The sequence below is a fragment of the Firmicutes bacterium HGW-Firmicutes-1 genome, assembly GCA_002841625.1.
Classification (GTDB): Bacteria; Bacillota; Clostridia; order Lachnospirales; family Vallitaleaceae; genus HGW-1.
The window spans coordinates 35,796-59,846 of the sequence record PHAG01000001.1 but is presented as its reverse complement, the minus strand read 5'-3'; the positions used below and the strand labels follow the sequence as shown (position 1 = coordinate 59,846).

Below are 24,051 nucleotides of genomic sequence, written 5' to 3'. Positions count from 1 at the left end.
GATTCATAAATGGAATGGCATAGCATTCTAATAAACACAAAAGAAGATGCAATCGAGCTAATAGCCGATATGTTGTATTCTATTGGTGTAAAAGGTATTGAAATAGTTGATAATAAATTAAGCCAATACGAAAAAGAAAATCTGATTGTAGATTATATTGACAGTAAGCTTGTAGTCTCTGACTCAATTAAAGTAATCTGTTACTTTTCAGAAGAAGAGAACATTGAAGAAAAAGTCTTGCTTATTGAGGAATACTTAGAAGAAATAAAAGGCTATGTTGACATTGGTGAAGGTACGATCAATAGATCAATAACGAAAGAAGAAGATTGGGCAAACAATTGGAAACAATATTATAAGCCATTTAGAGTTGGAGAACATATAGTCATTAAGCCAACCTGGGAGCCTTTTTTAGATTTAAAGGAAGACGACATTGTCATAGAAATAGATCCCGGTATGGCTTTTGGATGTGGTACCCATGAAACCACATCAATGTGCATTACACAGCTAGAGAAATATGTACAAAAAGGTGTAAGTGTCATTGATGTTGGTTGTGGAAGTGGAATTTTATCCATTGTAGCTGCAAGGCTAGGAGCAGGAAAAATTTCTGCTATTGATTTAGATAAAGCAGCGGTTAAAGTGAGTAAGGAAAATGTAGAGCTTAATCATTTGGAGGCACAAATATCCGTTTTTCATGGCGATTTAATTAGTCAAGTAAATGAAAAAGCAGATTTAGTAGTTGCAAATATTATGGCTGATATTATATTGGTTTTGGTAGATGATATAAAAAGAGTTCTGAAAAATGATGGCTTATTCATTTCTTCTGGAATTATATTAGACCGATTGGATGAAGTGAAATCAAAGCTAATTAGTTCGAATTTTGAAATAATTGAAATAACAAATCATGGAGAATGGGTAGCAATAACCTCCAAGATGAAAGCGTGATTTTATGCATCGATTTTTTGTAGAAGACAACCAAATTGAAGAAAATTATATTACGATTGAAGGAGCCGATGTTAACCATATTGTTAATGTTTTGCGACTTTCTACGAATGAAGAAATAATAATTAGTAATAGACAAGGGCAAGAATATTGTTGTATAATAGATTTATTAGAAAAAGAGTTCGTTAAATGCAAAATACAATCTGTTCAACAATCAAATCAAGAATTGCCTACAAAAATATATTTGTTTCAGGGAATACCTAAACAGGATAAAATGGAACTTATCATTCAAAAGAGTATTGAACTCGGTGTTTATGAAATTGTTCCGGTTGTGATGGCAAGGTCCATAGTAAAAATAAACCAGCAGAATAAAGAAAAAAAGAATGATAGATGGCAGCGAATCGCTTCTGCTGCAGCAAAACAATCTCATCGTGCTATTATTCCAACAGTAACTGATGCAATGAGTTTCGATGAGGCATTACAATACGCGGGAAAGTTAGAAAATGTAATCGTACCTTATGAGAAGGCTAGTGACATGAAGAGTTCGAAAGAAATTTTTTCTCAAGCCGCTAACCATGGATCCATTGGAATTTTTATTGGACCAGAAGGTGGTTTTGATGAAATTGAGATTGAAAGACTTATGGCCATGGAGGCTTCTATTGTTTCTCTGGGTAAAAGGATTTTAAGAACTGAAACAGCAGGCATGGTAGTATTGTCTATTTTAATGTATAACTTGGAGGTGGAGTAATTATGGCTGCAATTAGAGTGTTAATTGTTGATGACGCAGTATTTATGAGAACGGTATTAAAAAAAATGTTAGAAGAAGAAAGTTATGAAGTAGTTGGTGAAGCTAGTAATGGTATAGAAGCCATTAAGAAAGCGAAGGAATTAAAACCAGATGTTATTACATTGGATATTACAATGCCAGAAATGGATGGTGTTACAGCACTTCCTGATATTTTAAAGGAAAGTCCAAATTCAAAGGTTATTATGTGTTCTGCAATGGGTCAACAACCAATGGTTGTTGATGCAATTAAAAAAGGTGCAAAGGATTTTATTGTAAAACCTTTTCAAAAAGCTAGAGTACTACAAGCTATCGATAATATAATGTCAAAGTAGATCGACTTTAGATCATATAATAGGACCTTAAGGTAGGGCATCCCTACCTTTTTCTATGCGCAACACTTTCTCTATACCATGAATAGAGTATCATTTTGTAGAAAAAGGCATATGATATATTGGGTACAGTATTGAAGATACCACTTGAATTCTACAAAAATTTGAGGTGAAGGAATTGAATGTATACTTAGATAATGCAGCAACAACAAAAGCTATGACCGAAGTAATTACAAAAATGTGTATTGTGTTGGATGAGCACTATGGCAATCCATCTTCGTTACATTATATGGGAATAGAGGCAGAAAAGGAAGTTACTGAAGCTAGAAGCATTCTTGCTAGATTGTTGAAAGTTGAAAAAAAAGAAATATTTTTCACTTCTGGAGGTACTGAATCAAACAACTTAGCAATTTTAGGTGTAGCTAGAGCTTATATTAGAAGTGGAAAGCATATCATTATTTCATGCTATGAACACCCTTCCGTTGGGCGTACCGCAAAACAACTAGAAGAGGAAGGCTTTGAAGTGACAACCATTCCAGTGCATTCAGACGGAACAGTTAACTTAGAAGTATTAGAAGGTGCAATAAGACCTGACACAATACTTGTCTCGATTATGCATGTGAATAACGAAATTGGTGTGATATCCCCGTTAGATAAAATAGGACAAATTATTAAAGCAAAAAATCCAAATACAATTTTTCATGTTGATGCTGTTCAGTCCTTTGGGAAAATATGGCTTCAACCCAAAAAGTGGCAAGTCGATTGCTTAAGCATTAGTGGACATAAGATACATGCTTCTAAGGGTGTAGGTGTACTATATATTAGTCAAAAAGTAAAAATTAAGCCACTTATGTACGGTGGAGCTCATCAAATGGGAATTCGTTCAGGTACAGAAAACACAGCAGGAATTGCTGGATTAGGTGTTGCAGCAGATTATATGTACAGCAATTTAACCACCAATTCACAAAAGCTATTAGAGTTAAAAGCGCAACTTAGAGATGGAATTATGAACAACATTGAAAGAACCTTTGTAAATGGCATTGAAGGAAACGATAGTGCACACCATATCCTCAATATGCGATTTGAAGGTGTAAAAGGTGAAGTCCTGCTTCATGCTTTAGAAAGCAAAGGAATATTTATTTCAACAGGATCAGCTTGTTCCTCTAATAAGCCAGAACCAAGTGCGACACTTTTATCATTAGGGTATACAGAAGCAGAGGTCAATAATTCAGTAAGATTTAGTTTCTCTATGTACAATACAGTTGAAGAAATTAATTATTGTATTAAGCAACTAATGGAAATAGTTCCTGTATTAAGAAAATTTGTGAGAAAATAAGCTGTAAGATATTGCAAAGGAGAAAAACATGAAAAAAGCCTTCTTAGTGAAATATGGAGAAATAGCCATTAAGGGTAAAAATAGATATCTATTTGAAAATGCGCTAGTTGATCAAATAAAAGGTAGATTATCTAAAATTGGATCGTTTAAAGTGTTAAAGGAACAAGGAAGAATATATGTTGAACCACTAGAAGATGTAGACGAAGATGATATCGTTGATGTGTTAAAAAAGGTTTTTGGACTAATTGGTATTTGCCCAGTCATAGTCCTAGACTCATCTGATTTTGAGCATATCAAGGAAATGGCTATTACTTATTTGGAAGAAGAGTACAAGCAATTTGACTTCACTTTTAAGGTTGAAGCAAAGAGGGCTATGAAAACGTATCCTTTAAATTCAATGGAGATTGCAAGAGAAGTTGGATCATTTGTACTAGATCATTTTCCGACTTTAAAGGTAGATGTCCATAAACCACAAGTTAAGCTATGGATTGAAATAAGGAATAAAACATATATCTATTCAAAAATCATCAAAGGATTAGGTGGTATGCCAGTAGGCAGCAACGGAAAAGCGATGCTCCTCCTTTCTGGTGGAATTGATAGCCCTGTTGCAGGTTGGATGATTGCTAAGCGAGGAGTAAAGCTTGATGCAGTTTATTTCCATTCTCACCCATATACAACTGATAGAGCTAAGGAAAAGGTTATTGAATTAGCGAGGCTAGTATCTGTTTATACTGGAAAAATCAATCTTCATATTGTACCCTTTACTGAAATACAGCTATACATTTATGAAAATTGCCCTCATGAACAGCTTACGATTATTATGCGTCGTGAAATGATGAAAATAGCTGAAATTATTGCATATAAAAATGATGCGCTTGCACTTATAACTGGTGAAAGCATAGGACAAGTTGCAAGTCAGACACTTCAAAGTCTAGTTACAACGGATGATGTGTGTACTATGCCTGTCTTTAGACCGCTGATAGCTTTCGATAAGCAAGATATCGTAAATATTTCCGAGACAATTGGAACATATGAAACCTCAATATTACCGTATGAGGATTGTTGTACGGTTTTTGTAGCAAAGCATCCAGTTACAAAGCCTTCTTTGAAGTCTATTGAAAGATCAGAGGAGAGGTTAGGGCAGATGGAAGTTATGATAGAGAAAGCAATAAAGGATACAGAGGTTATGAGTATTAGAGCATAAAAGAAAATCGGCTACGCAGCGTTAAATAACATTGTTATTTATACGCAGACTTAAAAGTCTAGATATTTATCTGCCGCTTTTCTAATTGCTTATGCAGAACTTTAAAAGTAAATAAAAAATCCACTAGTATTTTAGTGGACTTTTTGAAATGTTATTATTCTACTATGTATTTTTTTAAACCTTCTGTAACTTCTTCAACGACTGAATCGTCGTGAATGGTTAATTCGATAGGTTTGCTTAAGTCTAAGCTGAAAATGCCCATTATAGATTTAGCATCAATTACATAGCGACCTGATATTAAATCAAAATCAGAATCGTATTTTGCAATGATGTTTACGAATATTTTTACCTTATCGATGGAATTTAGTGAAACTTTGATTGTTTTCATTAACCCATACCCCCTTAGTGTTTTGTCATTATTATATTTATACTAACCTTTATTATTTCATATGTCAAGTGAATAGTAGGTTAAGAGAGATTCTCTAAGGCGGTTAATATTGGATATAGAAAGGATAGATTATGCTAAAGGTGAGTTTTCACACATTGGGCTGTAAGGTGAATCAATATGAGACAGATGCGATCATGGAATTGTTTCAACAAAGAGGATACGAAGTTGTTGATTTTCATGAGTCAGCAGATATTTGTATCATCAATACATGTACAGTGACTAATATTGCGGATAAGAAGTCAAGAAAGATGTTATCTAAGGGTAAATCGTTAAATCCAAGTGCAATTGTAGTTGCTATGGGGTGTTATGCTCAAATGGCTGAAAATAAATTGCGAGATAAAGAAGAAATTGATTTGATTATTGGAAATACGAAAAAGAATCAAGTAGTTGATGTTGTAGAAGACTATATTCGGGAACATAAAAAGATTAGCCTAATAGAAGATATGAGGCATGATGTTCCTTATGAGGAAATGTGGATTAGTAAAATAGAGGATAAAAAGAGAGCTCATATTAAGATTCAAGATGGATGTAATCAATTTTGTTCTTATTGTATTATTCCATTTACAAGAGGTAGGGTAAGAAGTCGAAAACCAGAAAATGTGGTTAAAGAAGTGACTCAACTTGTTGGTAAAGGCTATAAAGAAATCGTTCTTACAGGTATTCATTTAGCTTCCTATGGATTAGAACTACCAGATTATAAATTAATTGATTTGTTAATAGAGTTAAATGATATCAAGGGCTTAGATAGAATCAGATTAGGTTCCTTAGAGCCAACTTTAATGACAGAAGACTTTATTGCTAAAATGGCCATACTAAAGAAGATATGTCCACATTTTCATTTATCCTTACAAAGTGGTTGCGATGACATATTAAGTAGGATGAATAGGCATTATGACACTAAGGTATATTACGAATCTGTATTAAATTTAAGGAAGGTATATAATAAGCCAGCGATTACTACAGATATCATTGTTGGATTTCCAGGAGAAACAGATGAGGAGTTTCAACAAACAGTTGAATTTGTACTGAAAGTTGGATTTGCCGATATTCATGTTTTCAAGTATTCTCCAAGAGAAGGAACGAAGGCAGCCATTATGAAGCAACAGATTAAGGAAGAAATGAAGAATGATAGAAGTAAAAAGCTGATGACCGTTCGAGACGAGTTGCATGATCAGTATTTAAAACAATTTATTGGAAGTATAGTTGAAGTTATTTTTGAAGATACTTTAGAGATTAATGGAAAAGAATTCTATATAGGGCATGCTTCAAATTATTCAAAAATTATAGTTGATAAGACGAATGACAAACTTGAAAATAGATTGTTAGAGGTACAAATTGTGGAAGTTATTAATGATTTTCTGAAAGGTGAAATAGAATAAGGTAAGAATTAAAACACTTTTATTGAAAATTACATTGAAATTTTTGGTAATATGTATTAAGATAGTATCATGAAAGCAAAGTTAATAAGGAAGTGAAGAGGATGGGAAAAATAAACTATACACAGTTTTTCAAAAAGAATGATTCAGAAAACGAACATGAAAAGGAAGTTAGAGAAGTCATAGCTAAAGTATATGAAGCTCTATCTGAAAAAGGCTATAACCCCTCTTATCAAATAGTAGGTTATATTTTATCTGGTGACCCCACATATATCACTAGCTATAATAATGCAAGAACCCTAATTGGTAAAATTGAAAGAGATGAATTACTTCAAGAAATATTAGAGTGTTATATCAATACAAGATTGAAATAAAATACATTTAACTGTAGAATTTATTTATCATGTTCTACAGTTTTTCTAAGAACAAGAAACTTTCATCATATGTTTTGATAAAAGTGAAATAAACGGATATGAAAGTTTGTAGCCATTAGCAAATATTTCGAGGAAAATTTCTATGTTTTAAAGGTTTATTCAATGTTAGGAGTATAAATGAGAACACTAGGATTAGATTATGGTAGTAAAACATGCGGAGTGGCTATAAGTGATCCTTTTGGTTGGACAGCGCAGGGACTTGAAACGATAACACGAAAAAATGAAAAAGATTTGGTTAGTACGATCAATAGATTAAAAGAGATCATAACGGGATATAGTATAGATACAATCGTGTTAGGATTACCAAAGAACATGAACAACACAGAAGGCGAACGTGTAGAAAAGACTTTAGTTTTTAAACGAAGATTAGAGCGAGAATTCGGAATTAATGTACTTACTTGGGACGAAAGATTGAGTACTATGGGTGCTCAAAGACTGTTAATTGAAGCAGATGTTCACAAGAAAAAACATAAAAAGGTTATTGATAAAATGGCAGCGGTATTTATCTTACAAGGCTATCTTGATGCGAATCAATAATAAAATTTATAGGTAAAGTGCATAGGGCACTTTAAGAAAGGTGAAAATATGGATACGATAAAATTTGTGTTTGATGAAACGAATGAAGAAGTTATTTTTGCTGTCATCGGAAGTGTAGAATATAACGAAGAAGTTTATTTAATGGTAGTGGAAGAAGAAGAGTTAGAAAATGACGATATGACAGCATATATTCTTAAAGCAACTGAAGTTGACGAGGAAGAAGTGATTTATGAGATTGTAGATGATGAAGAAGAGCTTGATGCTGTTACTGAATTGTTTGAGGACGTTCTTGATAATTTTGAAATCGATCAAGAAGATTAATCTCTAACAACTTTTCTGGGGGAAGAATATGTCAACTATTAAGAGTGAATCATTTAAACAAATGTTGAAAGATAAAGGCTTTAAAATAACTTCTCAGCGAGAAAGTGTATTAGAGGTCTTGAAAAATAATGCTAGTCAGCATATGACTGCAGAAGAAATATATCTAAAAGTAAAAGAACAAAGCCCAGAAATTGGACTGGCTACTGTTTATAGAACGATACAGCTATTGCATGATCTTAAGCTAATTGACAAACTAGATCTAAACGATGGATTTATTCGCTATGAAATTGGAAAATGGGATGCACATAAGCATCATCATCACCATTTGATATGTGAAGTATGTGGTAAAGTAATTGAAGCTGAAGATGATTTGTTGGATCTCATTGAAGAGACCTGTAGTGATAAATATCAATTTAAAGTGACCAATCACGTTGTAAAGTTTTATGGAATATGTAGCGAATGTAGCTCATCAATAAATGAAGTGTTGTAATGAAAATGACACAGACAGAATAAAAACGGAGGTGTTTTTTTGTCAGGTAAAAAATCAAAATTAAAGATTATACCTTTAGGTGGCTTAGAGCAGATAGGTATGAATATAACAGCTTTTGAGTACGAGGACGATATCGTAGTCGTAGATTGTGGTATTGCTTTCCCAGAAGACGAAATGCTTGGGATTGATCTTGTGATACCAGATATTACGTATTTAAAGCGAAACGCAGCAAAAGTTAGAGGTATTATGTTAACTCATGGGCATGAAGATCACATAGGTGCACTGCCTTATGTGTTGAAGGATTTAAATGTGCCTATTTATGGTACACGCCTAACAATTGGACTTGTTGAGAACAAGTTAAAAGAACATAATATTCTTAAAACAACAACAAGAAAGTGTGTTTCCCCAGGAGATACAGTAGAATTTAGTAGTAATATAAAAATAGAATGCATAGGGACAAACCATAGTATATCAGATGCTCTTGCACTTGCAATTCATACACCTGCAGGCGTAGTAGTTCATAGTGGTGATTTTAAAATTGATTATACACCGATTCATGGATCCCCAATTGATCTTCAAAAATTTGCAGAGCTTGGGAAAAAAGGCGTTTTGTTGTTAATGGCAGACAGTACCAATGCAGAAAGAAAAGGCTATACGCAGTCTGAAAGCTCAGTAGGAAAAGCCTTTGACGAAATTTTCTCGGAAACCTTAGAAAATAGAATCATAGTAACAACCTTTGCTTCCAATGTTGATAGAGTTCAACAAATAGTGAACTCTGCTGAAAAATTTAATAGAAAAGTTGTTGTTGAAGGCAGAAGCATGGTAAATGTTTGCAGTACAGCTATGGAGCTTGGGTACTTAAAGGTTCCAGAGGGTATGATGATTTCTGCAGAAGAAATGATAAATCATGATCCTAGCCAAATTGTTATTATTACTACAGGAAGTCAAGGTGAGCCAATGGCTGCATTGTCAAGAATTGCAGCATCTACTCACAGAAAGATACAGATACAAAAGGGTGACAAGGTAATCTTAAGCTCGAAAGCTATTCCTGGAAATGAAAAAACAGTTTCTAGAGTAATTAATGAATTGTTTAGAAAAGGTGCTGACGTAATATTTGATTACGCCCATGTTTCAGGACATGCATGCCAAGAAGAGCTCAAGATCCTTCATAATTTAGTGCGTCCAAAGTTTTTTATTCCAGTACATGGTGAATATAGACATCTCAAAAAGCATGCAGAATTAGCTGAGCAAATGGGAATGAAACCAGAAAATATTTTCATCTTATCATCAGGCGATGTGCTTGAAGTAGATAATGATCGCGCAGCAATTACTGGACGAGTACCAGTTAGTCAAATACTAGTAGATGGTTTGGGCGTTGGAGACGTAGGTAATATTGTACTACGCGATCGTCAGAAATTGTCACAAGATGGGTTGATTATAGTTGTTATTACACTTAAGAAGATTACCGGCGAAGTATTAGCAGGTCCAGATATAGTATCAAGAGGTTTTGTGTATGTACGAGAATCTGGTGATTTGATGGTAGAAGCCAAAGAAATAGTAAAAGGATCACTTAATAATTGTACAAAGAGAAATATAAACGATTGGTCTAAAATGAAAAATGTTGTCAAAGAAGAGTTAAATGAATATTTATGGCAACAAATAAAAAGAAGCCCAATGATATTACCAATTATTATGGAAGTATAGTAGTTTAACCAATGTGCAAGCGAAGCTTGCATTCGGTTACGAAACTGTGGCAAAGCGGAGGTTTTGTAACATTGACTAACAAGATGGGATCGCAAAATGATACTTGCATTCCCATCTTGTATCCTGTAAAATATAATAGAATAAGGTAGTATTTATTCGAGGTGATAATATGGATTATTTGCAAAGCCAAACGTCAGAATTTGTTGAGCAAATTAAAAAATCAGATATATATGTAAGTTTTTTACAATCGAAGAAGAATCTAGAAATGAAGCCTAGTTTAAGCGCACAATTTGATGAGTTTAGAAAAAGCTGTTTTGAGATTCAATTAGGCCATAATTATGGTTATTACAATAGCTATGAACAATTAGTGAATTTAAAGAATGCGAATGATGAACTATTAAGCCATTCACTTGTAAAAGTATTTATGGAAGATGAACTAAATATGACAAAACTAATATGGAAAATATTCAATCAATTAGTAGAAGAAATAGAATTTGACGTTGACTTCTTAGAATGAAAAGGGTGAAAATATGACAAAAAAGTATGTTTCAAACATGAAGAAACTTGGCGTTAAGTTTATTGTTTTAGTAGTTGCTATAGTTGCTATATTTTTTGGTGGTAGATATGCATATAAAATAGGCTATGAAATAATGGGCAATTCGCCAGACTCAAATGGTGCAATTGTTAATGTTGATGTTACTGTGCCAAAAGGTGCTTCTACAGAAGATATTGCTAAGATATTAAAAGAAAAAGAATTGATTGGTAGTGTTCTGTATTTTAGAGCAATGTCAAGAATGGCTGGAAATGATGGTAAATTTCAAGTTGGAACTTATTCATTAAATACAGGCATGGATGAAGAAGAAATTATGAATGCACTTCTTACGAATGGTGAGAAAAGGGAAGTAGTAAAGTTTACAATTCCTGAAGGATACACAATAGAACAAATTGCTAATAAATTAGATTCAGAAGGTATTGTGGATTCAGGTGAATTTATGGATGCAATAGGTGAAGAAGACTTTGGTTACAAGTTCATTAAGGATATTCCTGATCGAAACATAAGATTACAAGGGTATTTGTTTCCAAATACTTATGAAGTATATAAGGATGCAACAGCAGCAGATATCATTAGTATTATGCTTAAAGAATTTGATCGTGTTTTTAAAGAAGAATACTATACTAGAGCAACTGAGCTTGGATTAACAGTTGATCAAGTCATTACAATAGCTTCTATTATAGAAAAAGAAGTTAAGGTAGACACTGAACGAAAAACTGTTGCAGGTGTAATATATAATCGATTAGATATTGATATGAAATTAGAAATGTGTTCAACAGTAATTTTTGCTTTGGATAAACCAAAGGACTTCAATAAAAATAAGCTGTTATATGCGGATTTAGAAACAGATTCGCCATATAACACTTACATGTATACGGGGTTACCAGTTGGGCCAATTGCAAATCCAGGAGAAGCATCCATTATAGCTGCTCTTTATCCGGAGGAGCATGAGTATTTGTTCTTTGTTTTGGTCAATGAAGAAACTGGAGAACATCAGTTTAATACTAGCTTAGATGGACATAATGCCGCAAAAAACCAATATAAACAAGAATATTAAAACAATAGATTAACAAACTAAGGCTAAAGGAAACTTTAGCCTTAACAAGCTTTAATCAAGTTTACTTACATTTGAAAGGTGAATCATGAGTGAAATAACCTATGAATTTATTCGAGAATATTTGCAGGCTATACAAAAAGATGAGGATCAATTCATTGATCATATAAGACAAGAGGCATTAACAAATGGTGTACCAATCATTAAAAATGAAGTTAAGCAATTAATAGAGGTGTTACTCACAATAAAAAAACCCAAACATATATTAGAGGTTGGTACCGCAGTCGGCTATTCATCTCTGATTATGAGTAAATATCTTGATGACGGTGGAACCATAACAACAATTGAACGGTCAAAGGACATGATTGATGTTGCAAATAAATACATTAAAACGGCGGGTAAAGAATCTATAATCAATATTCTAGAGGGAGATGCGATGAGCATACTTCCAACGCTAAATCAACAATTTGATTTCATATTTATGGATGCAGCTAAAGGACAATATATTTCGTTTTTACCTTATTGCTTAAAGCTATTAAAGGTCGATGGAATATTGGTTTCTGACAATGTACTGCAGGACGGATATGTGGCAAAATCAAGGTGGAGTATACCAAGAAGGCAGAGGACTATTCATGGAAGAATGAGAGAATACCTATGGGAGCTCAACCATAATAAATTACTCAAAACAGTTATTTTACCAATAGCAGATGGCGCAACCATCAGTTGTAAAATTAAAGAAGGTGATGTCTAATGAAAAAACCTGAACTATTAATTCCAGCAGGAAGCTTGGAAAACTTAATTATTGCGGTTAAGTATGGTGCAGATGCAGTATATATCGGTGGAGAAGAGTTCGGACTTCGTGCAAAAGCTAAAAACTTTACAATGGAAGATATGAAAGAGGGCATAAGATATGCCCATGAGAATGGAGTAAAGGTATATGTTACTGCAAATATTATTGCTCATAATGATGATCTTGAAGGGGTTCTGGAATATTTTAGACAATTAAAAGAAATAAAACCAGATGGCTTAATTGTTGCTGATCCTGGTATTTTAGATATAGCAAGAGCTGAAATTCCAGAGATTGAAATTCACTTAAGTACCCAAGCCAATAATACAAATTATGCAGCATTGAATTTTTGGCATAAACAAGGTGTAAAAAGAGTAGTTGTGGCAAGAGAATTGTCTTTTAAGGAAATCACTACGATTAGATTAAGAACTCCTAAGGATTTAGATCTAGAAGCCTTTGTACATGGTGCAATGTGCATTTCCTATTCTGGAAGATGTTTGTTGAGCAACTATATGACAGAGAGAGATGCCAATAAAGGAGAATGTACACATCCTTGTAGATGGACCTATAACCTTGTTGAAGAAACAAGGCCAGGGGAATATATGCCAGTATATGAAAATGAAAGGGGTACCTATATTTATAATTCTAAGGATTTATGTATGATTGAATACATTGGTGAATTAATGAAGTCTGGTATTCATAGCTTCAAAATAGAAGGTAGAATGAAAACGCAACTTTATGTAGCTACGGTAACAAGGGCGTACCGACAAGCAATAGATGATTATTTAAAAGACCCAGAACTGTATAAAAGAAACTTACCTCACTATTTAGAAGAAGTTAAAAAATGTAGCCATAGAAATTTCACTACTGGATTTTATTTGGACAAACCAGCTGGTGCTGAACAAATATATAATACAAACACGTATATTAGAAATTATACCTACGTTGGCAAGGTATTAGACTATATTAAAGAAGAGGGAATTGCTATTATCGAACAAAGGAATAAATTTGTTGTAGGTGATGAACTTGAAATCATGAAGAGTGATGGGCGAAATAGCATTATTACTGTTCAAGCTATCAGTGATATGGATGGAAATTCTCAACAAGAAGCACCTCATCCAAAGCAAATCCTAAAAATCCCAGTTAATATTGAAGTTGAGAAGGACGAAATAATAAGAAAAAAAGAATAAAGTTGTTATGCAAAATTAATATTAGTTTTTGCACATTCTTGAAGTTGCATTCATAGTATATAATAAGTGCATCTTTGGAGAAATTAATTGCTTGATTTTATTTCTTTGATTCGACCAAGTTGTTATTACGTTACGAATCAAACCTTCCCAAAACCATTAAAAGCACAAGAAGAAACCGACTGCTTAATTAAATGTAAGCAAGGTGATAATGAAGCAAAAAACATGCTAATAGAAAGAAATTTAAGACTAGTAGCACATGTAGTTAAAAAGTTCAACACGCCCAACAGAGATATGGATGATTTGATTTCAATTGGTACAATTGGCCTCATTAAAGCCATCAACTCCTATGATGTAGATAAAGGAACAAGACTAGCAACTTATGCATCAAGATGCATTGAAAATGAAATATTGATGATGCTTAGGAATGAAAGAAAATTCATTAAAGAAGTTTCATTACAAGAACCAATCGGTGTTGATAAGGAAGGTAATGAAATTAGTTTAATGGATGTTTTTGAAGGGCATGATGAAAGTATTATCGATCAAGTTGATTTAACGATGAAAATCAAAGATCTATATGATAAAATCAAGTGTACCCTGAAAAAACGCGAAAAGCTAGTACTTGAGCTCAGATATGGTTTGAATGATAGGCCAGAAAAAACGCAACGAGAAATCGCTCATATGCTAGGAATTTCAAGATCTTATGTATCAAGAATTGAAAAAAAAGCATTGGCAAAGTTGAAAAATGAGCTTCATCAAGAGTGATAGCTCATACGATTAAATATTTCTAATTCATTAATAAGTAGAAAGAGCTACACAGTGAGTGATAGCTCATACGATTAAATATTTCTAATTCATTAATAAGTAGAAAGAGCTACACAGTGAGTGATAGCGAACAAATAATTCTCTTGACAAATAGCAGCTGAACCATTTAATATGAATTACAGAGTGGTACATCGTGATTTATTGTAACCCATGGACTGATTTTGTCAGTTTATGGGTTACGAAACCGTAATGAAAACCTAAAATAATGACAAGCACTGCTTTATGAAATACAATAAGATAATAAGAGGGTGAAAAGTTTGAGACAGCATGGTCTTAACAAAAAGCTTAGACTAGGTGATTTGCTTGTACAATATGGAATAATCTCGGATGATCAGTTAAATGAGGCATTAAAAATACAAAAAGATACAGGGTCAAGAATTGGTGAAGCCCTCATTCAATTGGGTTTTGTAACGAAACAAAGTATCAATGAAGTATTAGAATACCAATTGGGGATTCCTTATATTCACATTGAAGAATATGAGATTGATGCGAATGCTACAAAAACAATTACAGAAGATATGGCAAGAAAAAACATATTGATTCCTGTGAAGCAAACAGATACAGAGGTTTATGTTGCAATGGCAGACCCTCTTAATATTTTTGCAATTGATGATGTAAAAATTTATTCTGGCAAAGAGGTTGTTCCTCTACTAGCAGAAGAAGTGAATATATTACGAGCAATAGAAATGTACTATGGGTCACAAAAGGCTATGCTCGCAGCTGAACAGTTTAAGCAAGAGCGCGCACTAGACTTAGATAAAGAGATTAATGAAGATGAAATAGAAGGGGACATGCTTAAAAGCGCCCCAATCGTTAAATTAGTAAATACAATGATGGAGCAATCAGTAAGACATAGAGCTTCGGATATTCACATAGAGCCTTATGAGAAGATCATTAGAGTAAGGTTTAGAGTAGATGGTAGACTGCAGCAGATGTATGAATATGATACCTCTTTACTCAGTGCAATTGTTGCGAGAATCAAAATAATCGGTGGCATGGACATAGCTGAAAAGAGAAAACCACAAGATGGTAGAATCTCAATCGTAGTAGATAAAAAGGAATATGATGTTCGTGTTTCTTCTTTACCTACTGTTTATGGTGAAAAGGTTGTTATGCGTGTAAATAGTAAGGAAGGCTTTAATAAAGGGAAAGCTCAATTAGGTTTTTTTCCTGATGATTTAGAAAAATTTGAAGGCATATTGTCAAATCCATATGGAATTATTTTGGTTACAGGTCCAACTGGTAGTGGTAAATCGACAACACTATATACATCCCTTAATGAGATTAATAAAGAGGATATAAATATTGTAACGGTAGAAGATCCAGTAGAGTCACAAATAAAAGGTATCAATCAGGTTCACGTTAATCCTAAGGCAGGACTTACCTTTGCATCGGCACTTCGATCAATTTTACGACAAGATCCTGATGTAATTATGATTGGTGAGATTAGAGATACTGAAACTGCAGAAATAGCTGTAAAGGCTTCTATTACAGGACATCTTGTTGTAAGTACTCTGCATACGAATGATGCACCTAGCTCTATAACTAGATTAATTGACATGGGTGTTGAACCTTTCTTAATAGGTGCTTCTGTTGTAGGCGTTATTGCTCAAAGACTTGTGAGAAAGCTATGTCCAAGATGCAAAAAGCGAATGATTGCATCTGAAAGCGACAAAAAAATATTAGGGATTTCAAGCGATGAACCAATTGAGATATTTGGCAAGATAGGTTGTCATATTTGTAACGAAGCTGGATATTCAGGTCGTATTGGTGTATATGAGATTATGCCAATTACCGAAAAAATTAGAGAATCCATAAATAATGAAGGAACAGCAGATGATATTAAAAGAATTGCGCTTGCTGAAGGTCTAAATACATTAAAGAGCAATGCAACTAGACTTGTATTAAATGGGACAACCACTGTAGAGGAAATGGTAAGAATTGCATACGGCAATGAATAAAGGGGGAGTGAAATAGAATGATATCAATGGAAGAGCTACTTAGAGAAGCAAAAGATAGAAAAGCATCGGATTTGCATATTACAGTTGGGGTGCCGCCCATTCTAAGAATTAATGGTGACCTTCAATATCTAGATCAAGAACGTTTAATGCCAGATATGACAAGCGTTATAGTTGAATCTATTATGAGCTCTAAACAAAAAGAGCACTTTGATGAATATGGTGAAGTCGACTTTTCTTTTTCAATAGCATCTATTGGTCGATTTCGTGTAAATGCTTTTCGACAAAGAGGTTCAGTGGCTGCGGCATTACGTCTAGTAGATTCTGAAATTCCAGATCCTGTAAAATTAGGTTTGCCACCATCTATCATTGATTTGTATACTAAAAAAAGAGGACTTATTCTAGTAACAGGTCCAACAGGAAGTGGTAAATCGACCACACTTGCTTCCCTTATTGGACAAATTAATAAGACAAGAAAATGTCACGTTATTACACTAGAAGATCCTATAGAATATTTACATGCACATAATAAAAGTATTGTTAATCAAAGAGAAATGGGCCTTGACTCGATGAGCTATTCCAATGCACTTAGAGCTGCCCTAAGACAAGACCCAGATGTTATTTTAGTTGGTGAAATGAGAGACCTTGAAACGATTTCAATTGCAGTAACTGCAGCTGAAACAGGCCATCTAGTATTGTCAACATTACATACTACTGGAGCTGTTAGTACGATAGACCGTGTTATAGACGTTTTCCCGCCTCATCAACAACAACAAATAAGAATTCAATTAGCGGCAGTGCTTCAAGCAGTGGTTTCTCAACAGCTTGTTCCAACTAAGGATAATAAGGGTAGGGTTGCAGCATTTGAAATTCTACATATTAATCAAGCGGTTAGAAACCTTATTCGTGAGCAAAAAACACATCAGATTTTGTCGATTATGCAAACAAATAAACGAATGGGTATGCAAACTATGGATGATGCCTTATTAGATTTAATGAGAATGGATAACATAACAAAAGAGCAAGCCCTTATATTTGCAGCAGATCCTGGTGGAATTGAGAGAAGATTGGTGTAAAATCGACTCAGTTGTTGTAATAATATAGTTAATTAGTACTATTTTGGCAGTTTCATTTAAAATATTGCAATAATTGTATTGCATCAAAAAATAATAGAGTGTATAATCAAAGGTACAAATAAATTAATTACTTGTATCTTTTTTATTACTTTCAACGATAATGGCAAACCAATCGAAAGGTTGGGACGCAAAGCTAAAGGGCCTTATTAAAATGGCAGCCTAGCCACCGAAAGGGAGTTTTTTGTATTTTAAATCACTAAAAGTAGAATAATGTAAAAAGTTACGAAATATGCAAAATTAGCTTATATTACAAGTCTACTAATGCTTGCGCTTAGAAGAAAAAGTGTGGTATAATTGCTTGGTGAGCAGTGCAAATGCTGTCAATTAAATGTAAATTATTGAAGATTTTGCATATTTGCATACATAACGGATGCATATAACGCTACAGGGGGGAAGATTGTGGCAAATTTTACATATTCTGCAATGACAAAGGAAGGAAAGTCGAAAAAAGGTAAAATAGAAGCCGGCGATAAAAATGGCGCAATCGCTATATTGAAAGACAGTGGGTATTATCCTATTAGTGTAACTGAAGAAACAGCACTAACAAAGGATATTGTTATAGGAAACCCAGTTAAGATAAAAGATATTACAATTTTTTGTCAACAATTCGAAGCTATATTGACAGCAGGGATTAGCGTATTAGAAGCTTTAGATCTACTTAAATCTCAAACAGAGAATAAGTTTTTTAGGAAAATAATAGCAGATGTTTATACAAATGTTGAAGCAGGAGATTCTTTATCTGGTTCCATGAGAAAACACTCGAAGTATTTTCCCTCCATTCTTGTCAATATGGTAGAGGCAGGTGAAGCAAGTGGTAATCTTGAAATAGCTCTAAAGAGAATGGCCGAGCATTTCGAGAAGGAATACAAGTTGAAGCAGAACATTAAGAAAGCAACGATGTATCCAATGATAGTTTCTATTATTGCACTTGGAGTTGTTATTATATTATTAGCCTTCGTAATTCCTACGTTTGTTCAGATGTTTACAGATTTAGGAGCAGAATTACCACCAACCACTAAGGCACTTATTGGTATTAGTGATTTTGTTGTACATAAGTGGTACATATTAGTTGGAATCGTGGTTTTTGGAGGAGGAGGCTTCGCTTATTTTTCCAAAACCGATTATGGAAAAATGGCTTTGAGTGGGGTGAGGTTGAAAATGCCCTTAATTGGAAAGGTAAATGTTAAAATTGTTGCATCACGTTTTTCAAGAACAATGAGTACCTTACTTGCATCCGGATTACCAATATTAGATGCACTGGAGATTGTTTCGAAAGTTGTCGATAACTATAAGGTAGAGAAAGGCTTTCTAAATGCTAGAGATCAAGTGAGTAAGGGCGTGCCTTTGTCGAAGCCCATTGAAGAAATGGATATTTTCCCACCAATGATTACCCATATGGTTAAGATAGGTGAGAATACTGGGCAGTTAGAACCTATATTAAATAAGGTAGCTGATTTTTATGATGGGGAAGTAGACACAGCTGTATCTCAGCTTACCACTATGTTGGAACCAATGATTATAGTTTTTCTAGCAGTAGTTGTTGGATTTGTAGTTATATCTATCGTGCAACCAATGTTCGGAATGTATGGAGAATTAGGCTCATACTAAAGAACGGTTGAAATAAATTTGAACATTACAAAAATATTAATAATTAAAGGAGAATGTGATATGAAAAAATTAATACAAAGAACATGGAGAAATGAAAAAGGTTTTACATTAATTGAGTTAATTATTGTTATTGCAATTTTAGCAATTATTGCAGCTGTTGCCATACCAAATATTTTAAAAGCAGTAGATAACTCAAGAAGAACGACTGATGTTACAGAAGCTAAGATGATTGCAGATGCTGCAAATCAGATTCTTGCAAAAAATGAAGCATCCAATGGTGTAACTTATTTAAGAGGAGCAGCACTTAATGTTACGGGGTTAACAGTTGCAGGTGCAGGTGCAGATGCTCAGCTAGCTTTTTCTACAAATTTATTTACTGAATTTAGAAATGGTATGCCAGCTCCCGGTTTTCAAGGAACCTCTATAACAGAAACAAATTATTATTTAGTAATTTTAGCAGATGGAACTATTGAAGTTTGGGTAGGAAGTGCTGCAGACATGGATACTGGCTATAATGCAGATGGTTCTGCAACAACAGGAAGAAGATTATATCCAACCCCTCATACAGATTATGAAAACAAATAATGATAATAATTAATTTCTTATTTATAGGTATTCTTATAGGAAGTTTTCTTAATGTTTGCATCTATCGAATACCCAAAAAACAAGATATTATTTACACTCCTTCTCATTGCTTTAACTGTTCGCATAAGCTTGCGTGGTATGATCTTGTACCAGTATTTACATACTTAGTTCTTCGTGGGAAGTGTCGTTATTGTCAAGCAAAGATTTCAATTCAATATCCCATTATAGAGCTGTCCAATGGGGCAGCCTATATGGGTATTTTCGCTATTTATGGGCTAAGCAAAGAAACCATAATTTATAGCGCATTATTTTCTATTCTATTGGTAATAGCAATGATAGATTATAAGCATTATATTATACCCAATGGTATGGTAATCACGTTAGCGGTTCTAGCAATCGTCAACACAGTGTTTAATATACAGAATTGGTTAAATTATCTGATTGGTTTTCTCATAGCAAGTATTATACTTCTCATCATTGCCGTAGTAACTCAAGGGAAGATGGGCGGTGGTGATATTAAGCTAATGGCTGTAGCAGGACTTTTATTAGGCTGGCAAAAAATACTTCTAGCCCTTATGTTAGGATCTGTTGTTGGGGCAGTCATTGGACTTACATTGATCGCATTAAAAATTATAAAAAGAGAGCAAATGATACCATTTGGACCTTTTTTGACTTTTGGTATTATGGTTTCTGCTTTATTTGGACAAGAAATAATTTCATGGTATCTTTCGTTCATATTATAAACTAAGCAAAGAGGGGGGCACTCTCATGGTTTATCCGAAAAATTGTCTTATCATTGATATAGGCAATGATCAAATAAAAATTGCGGATTTAAAAAGAAACAAGGACAATGTCAAGGTTAATCAGTTTGCAATTATTGCAACGCCAGTTAACTGTATTAATGATGGTATTATTCTAGATAAAGTTACTTTAAACAACACTATTAAAGCTGTATTAAAAGAAGAAAGGTTTAAAAATAAGAGAGTTGTTTTTACCATTACAAGTAGTAAAATTATAACCAGAGAAGTTGATTTTCCCAACTTAAAACCTAAAAAACTTCGACCAATAGTTGAAAATAACGCGGCTGAATATTTTCCTGTTAATTTAAGTGAATATATTCTTGATTATGTTGTCACAGACACTGTTGAAGTAGACGGAGAAAAGTCCTTAAAGGTAAGTATCATCGCAGCTTTAACAGGTTTAGTTCAAGAGTATGTTGATCTAGCGGATTTAATGGATTTAAAACTAGTAGGTATTGATTACGCAGGCAACAGTTTAACGAACTTTATTAAGAAAGAAAAGCTTAAAGGTAGTTCTATGATTCTTGATATGGGTAGTGAAAGCACTATGGTATCAGTTACGGTTGACGATGTGTTAAAATTTAATCGTAACCTATCCTTTGGGACAGGCCTTTTGTTAGACTGTATCATGAACCATTTTGAAGTGAACCAATCAGAGGCGATTAGGATTAGTAAAGAAAGACCATTATTAAATATTGAACAGGATGAGAATCCATATTTAAGTAATGACGTCTCATCTTCAATGAATCAAATTCTAAATGGTGTAGCAAGACTTGTTGATTATTATACATCAAGAAATCAAGATAAAATTCAAACGATTTATATTGTTGGCGGTGGAGCCAACATTTATGGTATAGAAGAGTATATTGAAAAATTCTTTGGTATTCCTACAAAAAGAATTAGCGATTTTAAAAGTGCTAAAGGCAATCATAATTTTAACAATGTCGAATTATTCTTTTCAAATGTTATAGGTTCTGCTTTTTCGGAAATTAACTTAGTACCAAAAACAATTGCTCAAGGCGTACAATCTCAATCAAGAAAAAGAACATCATTATTGCTTGTTGTTTTGGTTGCGGTTTCTTTGGTAGCGGCTTTTGCTTTGTTACAAGGGAAGAATATTGGATTAGAACGAAGAAAAGCGCAATTGGAGAAAGATATAGCAGAAGCTCAAGAAGTTCAGTTAATTAAAACTGATTTTGAGAAGATTACGAAACGAGTAGAATTTAGAGAAAAGATATTAGAAGTATCTAAGAGTACATCAGAATATTTTGTTGCTGTATTAGAAACCATGGAGCAAGAGATGCCTTCAGATGTATTTTACTTAGCAATGTCTGATACAGGTACAAGTATTGAAATTAACTGTATTGCAAAAGATAAACTTACCGTAGCTAAATTTATAGAAACCCTTAAAGGCATGGGATTTAAAGATGTTTATGTGCCTAACATTACGCAAACAAATACGGAGGATGAAAGCAAAAATTTTGTTTCCTTCTCTGTATCTTGTAAATATTAGGAGGGTACTTATATGAATCTATCTGAAAAAAACGTGAAAGTAGCCTCATTTGTATTGATTATTATTTTGTGCGCATTGTTTTATTTTATTCCATATAAGAAAATGGATGCGAAACAAACAGTACTTGAAAATGAAATAATGACTTTAGAGTCAACGTATAATCAATTATCAATTGACATACCTAAAAAACAAGAATTTCTAAATGGAATAGAAGAAGGCAAAATAAAGGTAAAGGTTATAGAAAACATTTTGCCGGAATTGACCCAAGAGTTGGTTATTTATACACTGGATCATATTGAAAAAACAATTGGAATAAAATTGCCCTCTGCATCTTTAGGTGCACAGGAAACCTTATTTCTTTTATATCCTATTGTAGAAGGGCAGACCACTGAGGAAGAAACGTATAATCCGGAGCAAGAAATCGCCTTAAAAGTTGAAACACAAACAAATACTACCTTATCTTATTCTCAACTAAAAGATTTAATGGCTTATTTATATGACAATGAATTAGGTAGTGAAAACAAAAATAGAATTGTGCTAAACAATTTACAGTTAACGAGTGATCCTGCAACTGGAACCATTACATCTTCATTTTCTTTGGCATTTTATGGATTAGAGTATATTTTTAGCGAAAATGATACACGATTGCCTTCTAAATTTGAATTGGGTATTTTTGATATAGGTAAAGAAAGTGTATTTGTACCATTCAGTGAATATGGTATAAATTTTGCAATTGATCAAACGGAAAAAACACAACAAGAAGAAACTTCAGACTTTTTTATTATGTTAAGTCCGATTACAGCTGATCAAACCACGATTACTTTAGGTCAAACAACTGGCATGAATTCTTCTTCATTTTTATATGTAGATAAGAATGATTTTGTGGATGTTAAAATAGAGGTCAATAAAGAAAATGGAAAGTATTATTACAAACTTCAAGCAGGAAACAGTATGTATCCGAAATCAGGAGATGAAGCTATTGCCTTTGATCCAGGAAAAAACCTTGATTTACTGGTAATGAGTAGTACCAGATATGGTGCCGAGGATAAAAGTGGTGCAAATGTAACCATTATGAATAATACTGATTTGCAATTTAATATTCGCTATTCTGGGGAAGATGCATCGTCACCTAGATTTAAAATAGTAAAAACTTCTGGAAGCGTGATTTACTAAGAGGTGAAAATTAAAATGAAAATGTTTAAAATATTGAAGCAAATAAATGGGTTTTCTTTAATAGAAGCAATCATAGCTACTGCTATAGTAGGTATGATTGTAGCACCTATTTCAATGGTATTTATTGGATCACTAAATCATGCAATTGATGCTAGAGAGAAATTGAAAACAACCCAATTGGCTCAACAATGTATTGAAAATATAAAAGGAAAATCAGAAGTTGACTTTATGGATTTCTTTGCCACGGATCCTATTATAACGGATGGGTTAGAAGTAAGGACAATCGAGACACATGAAGGAATCCCATCAGGTTTCCCAAACATTCCTGAAAAGTACAGAGTGAATATATCTTATTCAAAAGATAACCCAGATCTTGCCAATGAGGATTATAAAAACAACTCCGTTATTTTTGATCAATATGATGCGATTTTATCTTTTCATGGGGACCCAGACAATAATAGGTCGTTTATGGCAAATAACGGAATTTTAGAAGAGGAATTTAGACCTTCCATAGGGACTTCTCGTATCATTTATATTACATATACAGAAGATAATTTATTTATTCAGGATGGTTCCTCGAGTACGATTATGAATTTTAATACATTAGATGGTACGCCAATTGGATTTGATAATACCTATCATGCGATTAGAATTGAATGTAAAGATACTACTATTCCTACAGCTGCAAATCCAGCATATAATACAAAAATCTATGTGCAAAATGAAACAGCAACAGATATTGAATTATTTATATATCAAGCACCTGAAAATACGGTGAATCTCTTTATCAATGATAACGAAGGGTCACATTTGGGCGTTACTAAAACTTATTATAATATGCAAGATGCCATTAGTGCAAATCGTAAAATTTACAGCATCAAAGTCCAAATTATAAAAAAAACACCACAGGAAGATGATATTGAAGAAGTATTAACAGAAGTAGTATCAACAAAAATAGATGATTAGA

Annotated in this window: 25 protein-coding genes and 1 riboswitch; of the genes, 24 read left to right on the top strand and 1 reads right to left on the bottom strand. The window is 33.4% G+C overall.

Features of this window, described 5'->3' with window-relative positions:
• The first annotated feature begins 9 nt into the window (after nt 1–9).
• From CVU84_00300 to CVU84_00280, 5 genes are all read left to right on the top strand, one after another.
• The gene (locus CVU84_00300; protein PKM96194.1) at nt 10–942 is read left to right on the top strand and encodes a 50S ribosomal protein L11 methyltransferase; all 933 of its coding nucleotides are present in this window, start codon (nt 10–12) and stop codon (nt 940–942) included.
• 4 nt (nt 943–946) lie between these two features.
• Entirely contained in the window at nt 947–1,687 is a 741-nt protein-coding gene (locus tag CVU84_00295) for a 16S rRNA (uracil(1498)-N(3))-methyltransferase (protein PKM96193.1), read from the top strand.
• Between the two features lie 2 nt (nt 1,688–1,689).
• Nucleotides 1,690–2,058, top strand: coding sequence for a two-component system response regulator (locus tag CVU84_00290; protein PKM96192.1), 369 nt, complete (start codon nt 1,690–1,692; stop codon nt 2,056–2,058).
• A gap of 166 nt (nt 2,059–2,224) precedes the next feature.
• A complete protein-coding gene (locus CVU84_00285; protein ID PKM96191.1) occupies nt 2,225–3,391 on the top strand; it encodes a cysteine desulfurase NifS in 1,167 nt (388 codons plus the stop codon).
• Nucleotides 3,392–3,419: 28 nt separating this feature from the next.
• Nucleotides 3,420–4,595 (top strand): tRNA 4-thiouridine(8) synthase ThiI, encoded by a 1,176-nt coding sequence (locus CVU84_00280; GenBank protein ID PKM96190.1) that lies wholly within the window; start codon nt 3,420–3,422, stop codon nt 4,593–4,595.
• A gap of 154 nt (nt 4,596–4,749) precedes the next feature.
• On the opposite strand, the gene CVU84_00275 is transcribed toward CVU84_00280, so the two are convergent.
• Nucleotides 4,750–4,983: a PTS sugar transporter gene (locus CVU84_00275; GenBank protein ID PKM96189.1), complete on the bottom strand. Its 234-nt coding sequence runs from the start codon at nt 4,981–4,983 to the stop codon at nt 4,750–4,752.
• A 131-nt stretch (nt 4,984–5,114) separates the two neighbouring features.
• Here CVU84_00275 and CVU84_00270 point away from each other — a divergent pair, with 131 nt between their 5' ends.
• The 19 genes from CVU84_00270 (at nt 5,115) to CVU84_00180 (ending at nt 24,050) form a co-directional block, all read left to right on the top strand.
• Nucleotides 5,115–6,422, top strand: coding sequence for a tRNA (N(6)-L-threonylcarbamoyladenosine(37)-C(2))-methylthiotransferase MtaB (locus CVU84_00270; protein PKM96188.1), 1,308 nt, complete (start codon nt 5,115–5,117; stop codon nt 6,420–6,422).
• Nucleotides 6,423–6,523: 101 nt separating this feature from the next.
• Nucleotides 6,524–6,793 (top strand): hypothetical protein, encoded by a 270-nt coding sequence (locus tag CVU84_00265; protein PKM96187.1) that lies wholly within the window; start codon nt 6,524–6,526, stop codon nt 6,791–6,793.
• A 177-nt stretch (nt 6,794–6,970) separates the two neighbouring features.
• Nucleotides 6,971–7,390: a Holliday junction resolvase RuvX gene (locus CVU84_00260; GenBank protein PKM96186.1), complete on the top strand. Its 420-nt coding sequence runs from the start codon at nt 6,971–6,973 to the stop codon at nt 7,388–7,390.
• Between the two features lie 48 nt (nt 7,391–7,438).
• Nucleotides 7,439–7,711, top strand: a complete 273-nt coding sequence (locus tag CVU84_00255; protein PKM96185.1) for a DUF1292 domain-containing protein — start codon at nt 7,439–7,441, stop codon at nt 7,709–7,711.
• Between the two features lie 28 nt (nt 7,712–7,739).
• Nucleotides 7,740–8,201: a transcriptional repressor gene (locus CVU84_00250; protein PKM96184.1), complete on the top strand. Its 462-nt coding sequence runs from the start codon at nt 7,740–7,742 to the stop codon at nt 8,199–8,201.
• A gap of 99 nt (nt 8,202–8,300) precedes the next feature.
• Entirely contained in the window at nt 8,301–9,905 is a 1,605-nt protein-coding gene (locus CVU84_00245; GenBank protein ID PKM96492.1) for a ribonuclease J, read from the top strand.
• 169 nt (nt 9,906–10,074) lie between these two features.
• The gene (locus CVU84_00240) at nt 10,075–10,422 is read left to right on the top strand and encodes a hypothetical protein (GenBank protein ID PKM96183.1); all 348 of its coding nucleotides are present in this window, start codon (nt 10,075–10,077) and stop codon (nt 10,420–10,422) included.
• A 13-nt stretch (nt 10,423–10,435) separates the two neighbouring features.
• Entirely contained in the window at nt 10,436–11,515 is a 1,080-nt protein-coding gene (locus CVU84_00235; GenBank protein ID PKM96182.1) for an endolytic transglycosylase MltG, read from the top strand.
• A gap of 85 nt (nt 11,516–11,600) precedes the next feature.
• Nucleotides 11,601–12,263 carry an O-methyltransferase gene (locus CVU84_00230; protein ID PKM96181.1) on the top strand — a complete coding sequence of 221 codons (663 nt, stop codon included), beginning with the start codon at nt 11,601–11,603 and terminating at the stop codon, nt 12,261–12,263.
• Entirely contained in the window at nt 12,263–13,489 is a 1,227-nt protein-coding gene (locus tag CVU84_00225; GenBank protein ID PKM96180.1) for a peptidase U32, read from the top strand. The genes CVU84_00230 and CVU84_00225 overlap by 1 nt, the downstream gene beginning before the upstream one ends.
• A gap of 87 nt (nt 13,490–13,576) precedes the next feature.
• Nucleotides 13,577–14,251 carry an RNA polymerase sporulation sigma factor SigK gene (gene sigK / locus CVU84_00220; GenBank protein ID PKM96179.1) on the top strand — a complete coding sequence of 225 codons (675 nt, stop codon included), beginning with the start codon at nt 13,577–13,579 and terminating at the stop codon, nt 14,249–14,251.
• Between the two features lie 317 nt (nt 14,252–14,568).
• Nucleotides 14,569–16,272, top strand: a complete 1,704-nt coding sequence (locus CVU84_00215) for a type II secretion system protein GspE (protein ID PKM96178.1) — start codon at nt 14,569–14,571, stop codon at nt 16,270–16,272.
• Nucleotides 16,273–16,289: 17 nt separating this feature from the next.
• Nucleotides 16,290–17,345 carry a type IV pili twitching motility protein PilT gene (locus CVU84_00210; GenBank protein PKM96177.1) on the top strand — a complete coding sequence of 352 codons (1,056 nt, stop codon included), beginning with the start codon at nt 16,290–16,292 and terminating at the stop codon, nt 17,343–17,345.
• A 152-nt stretch (nt 17,346–17,497) separates the two neighbouring features.
• Nucleotides 17,498–17,576: riboswitch (cyclic di-GMP riboswitch) on the top strand.
• A gap of 228 nt (nt 17,577–17,804) precedes the next feature.
• A complete protein-coding gene (locus CVU84_00205) occupies nt 17,805–19,013 on the top strand; it encodes a type II secretion system protein F (protein PKM96176.1) in 1,209 nt (402 codons plus the stop codon).
• Nucleotides 19,014–19,073: 60 nt separating this feature from the next.
• On the top strand, nt 19,074–19,598 hold the full coding sequence (locus CVU84_00200; GenBank protein PKM96175.1) for a hypothetical protein: 525 nt from the start codon (nt 19,074–19,076) through the stop codon (nt 19,596–19,598).
• Nucleotides 19,598–20,341 carry a prepilin peptidase gene (locus tag CVU84_00195; protein PKM96174.1) on the top strand — a complete coding sequence of 248 codons (744 nt, stop codon included), beginning with the start codon at nt 19,598–19,600 and terminating at the stop codon, nt 20,339–20,341. The genes CVU84_00200 and CVU84_00195 overlap by 1 nt, the downstream gene beginning before the upstream one ends.
• Nucleotides 20,342–20,366: 25 nt before the next feature.
• On the top strand, nt 20,367–21,911 hold the full coding sequence (locus CVU84_00190) for a hypothetical protein (GenBank protein ID PKM96173.1): 1,545 nt from the start codon (nt 20,367–20,369) through the stop codon (nt 21,909–21,911).
• Nucleotides 21,912–21,923: 12 nt separating this feature from the next.
• Entirely contained in the window at nt 21,924–23,084 is a 1,161-nt protein-coding gene (locus CVU84_00185; protein PKM96172.1) for a hypothetical protein, read from the top strand.
• Between the two features lie 15 nt (nt 23,085–23,099).
• A complete protein-coding gene (locus tag CVU84_00180) occupies nt 23,100–24,050 on the top strand; it encodes a hypothetical protein (protein ID PKM96171.1) in 951 nt (316 codons plus the stop codon).
• Nucleotide 24,051: the final 1 nt, after the last annotated feature.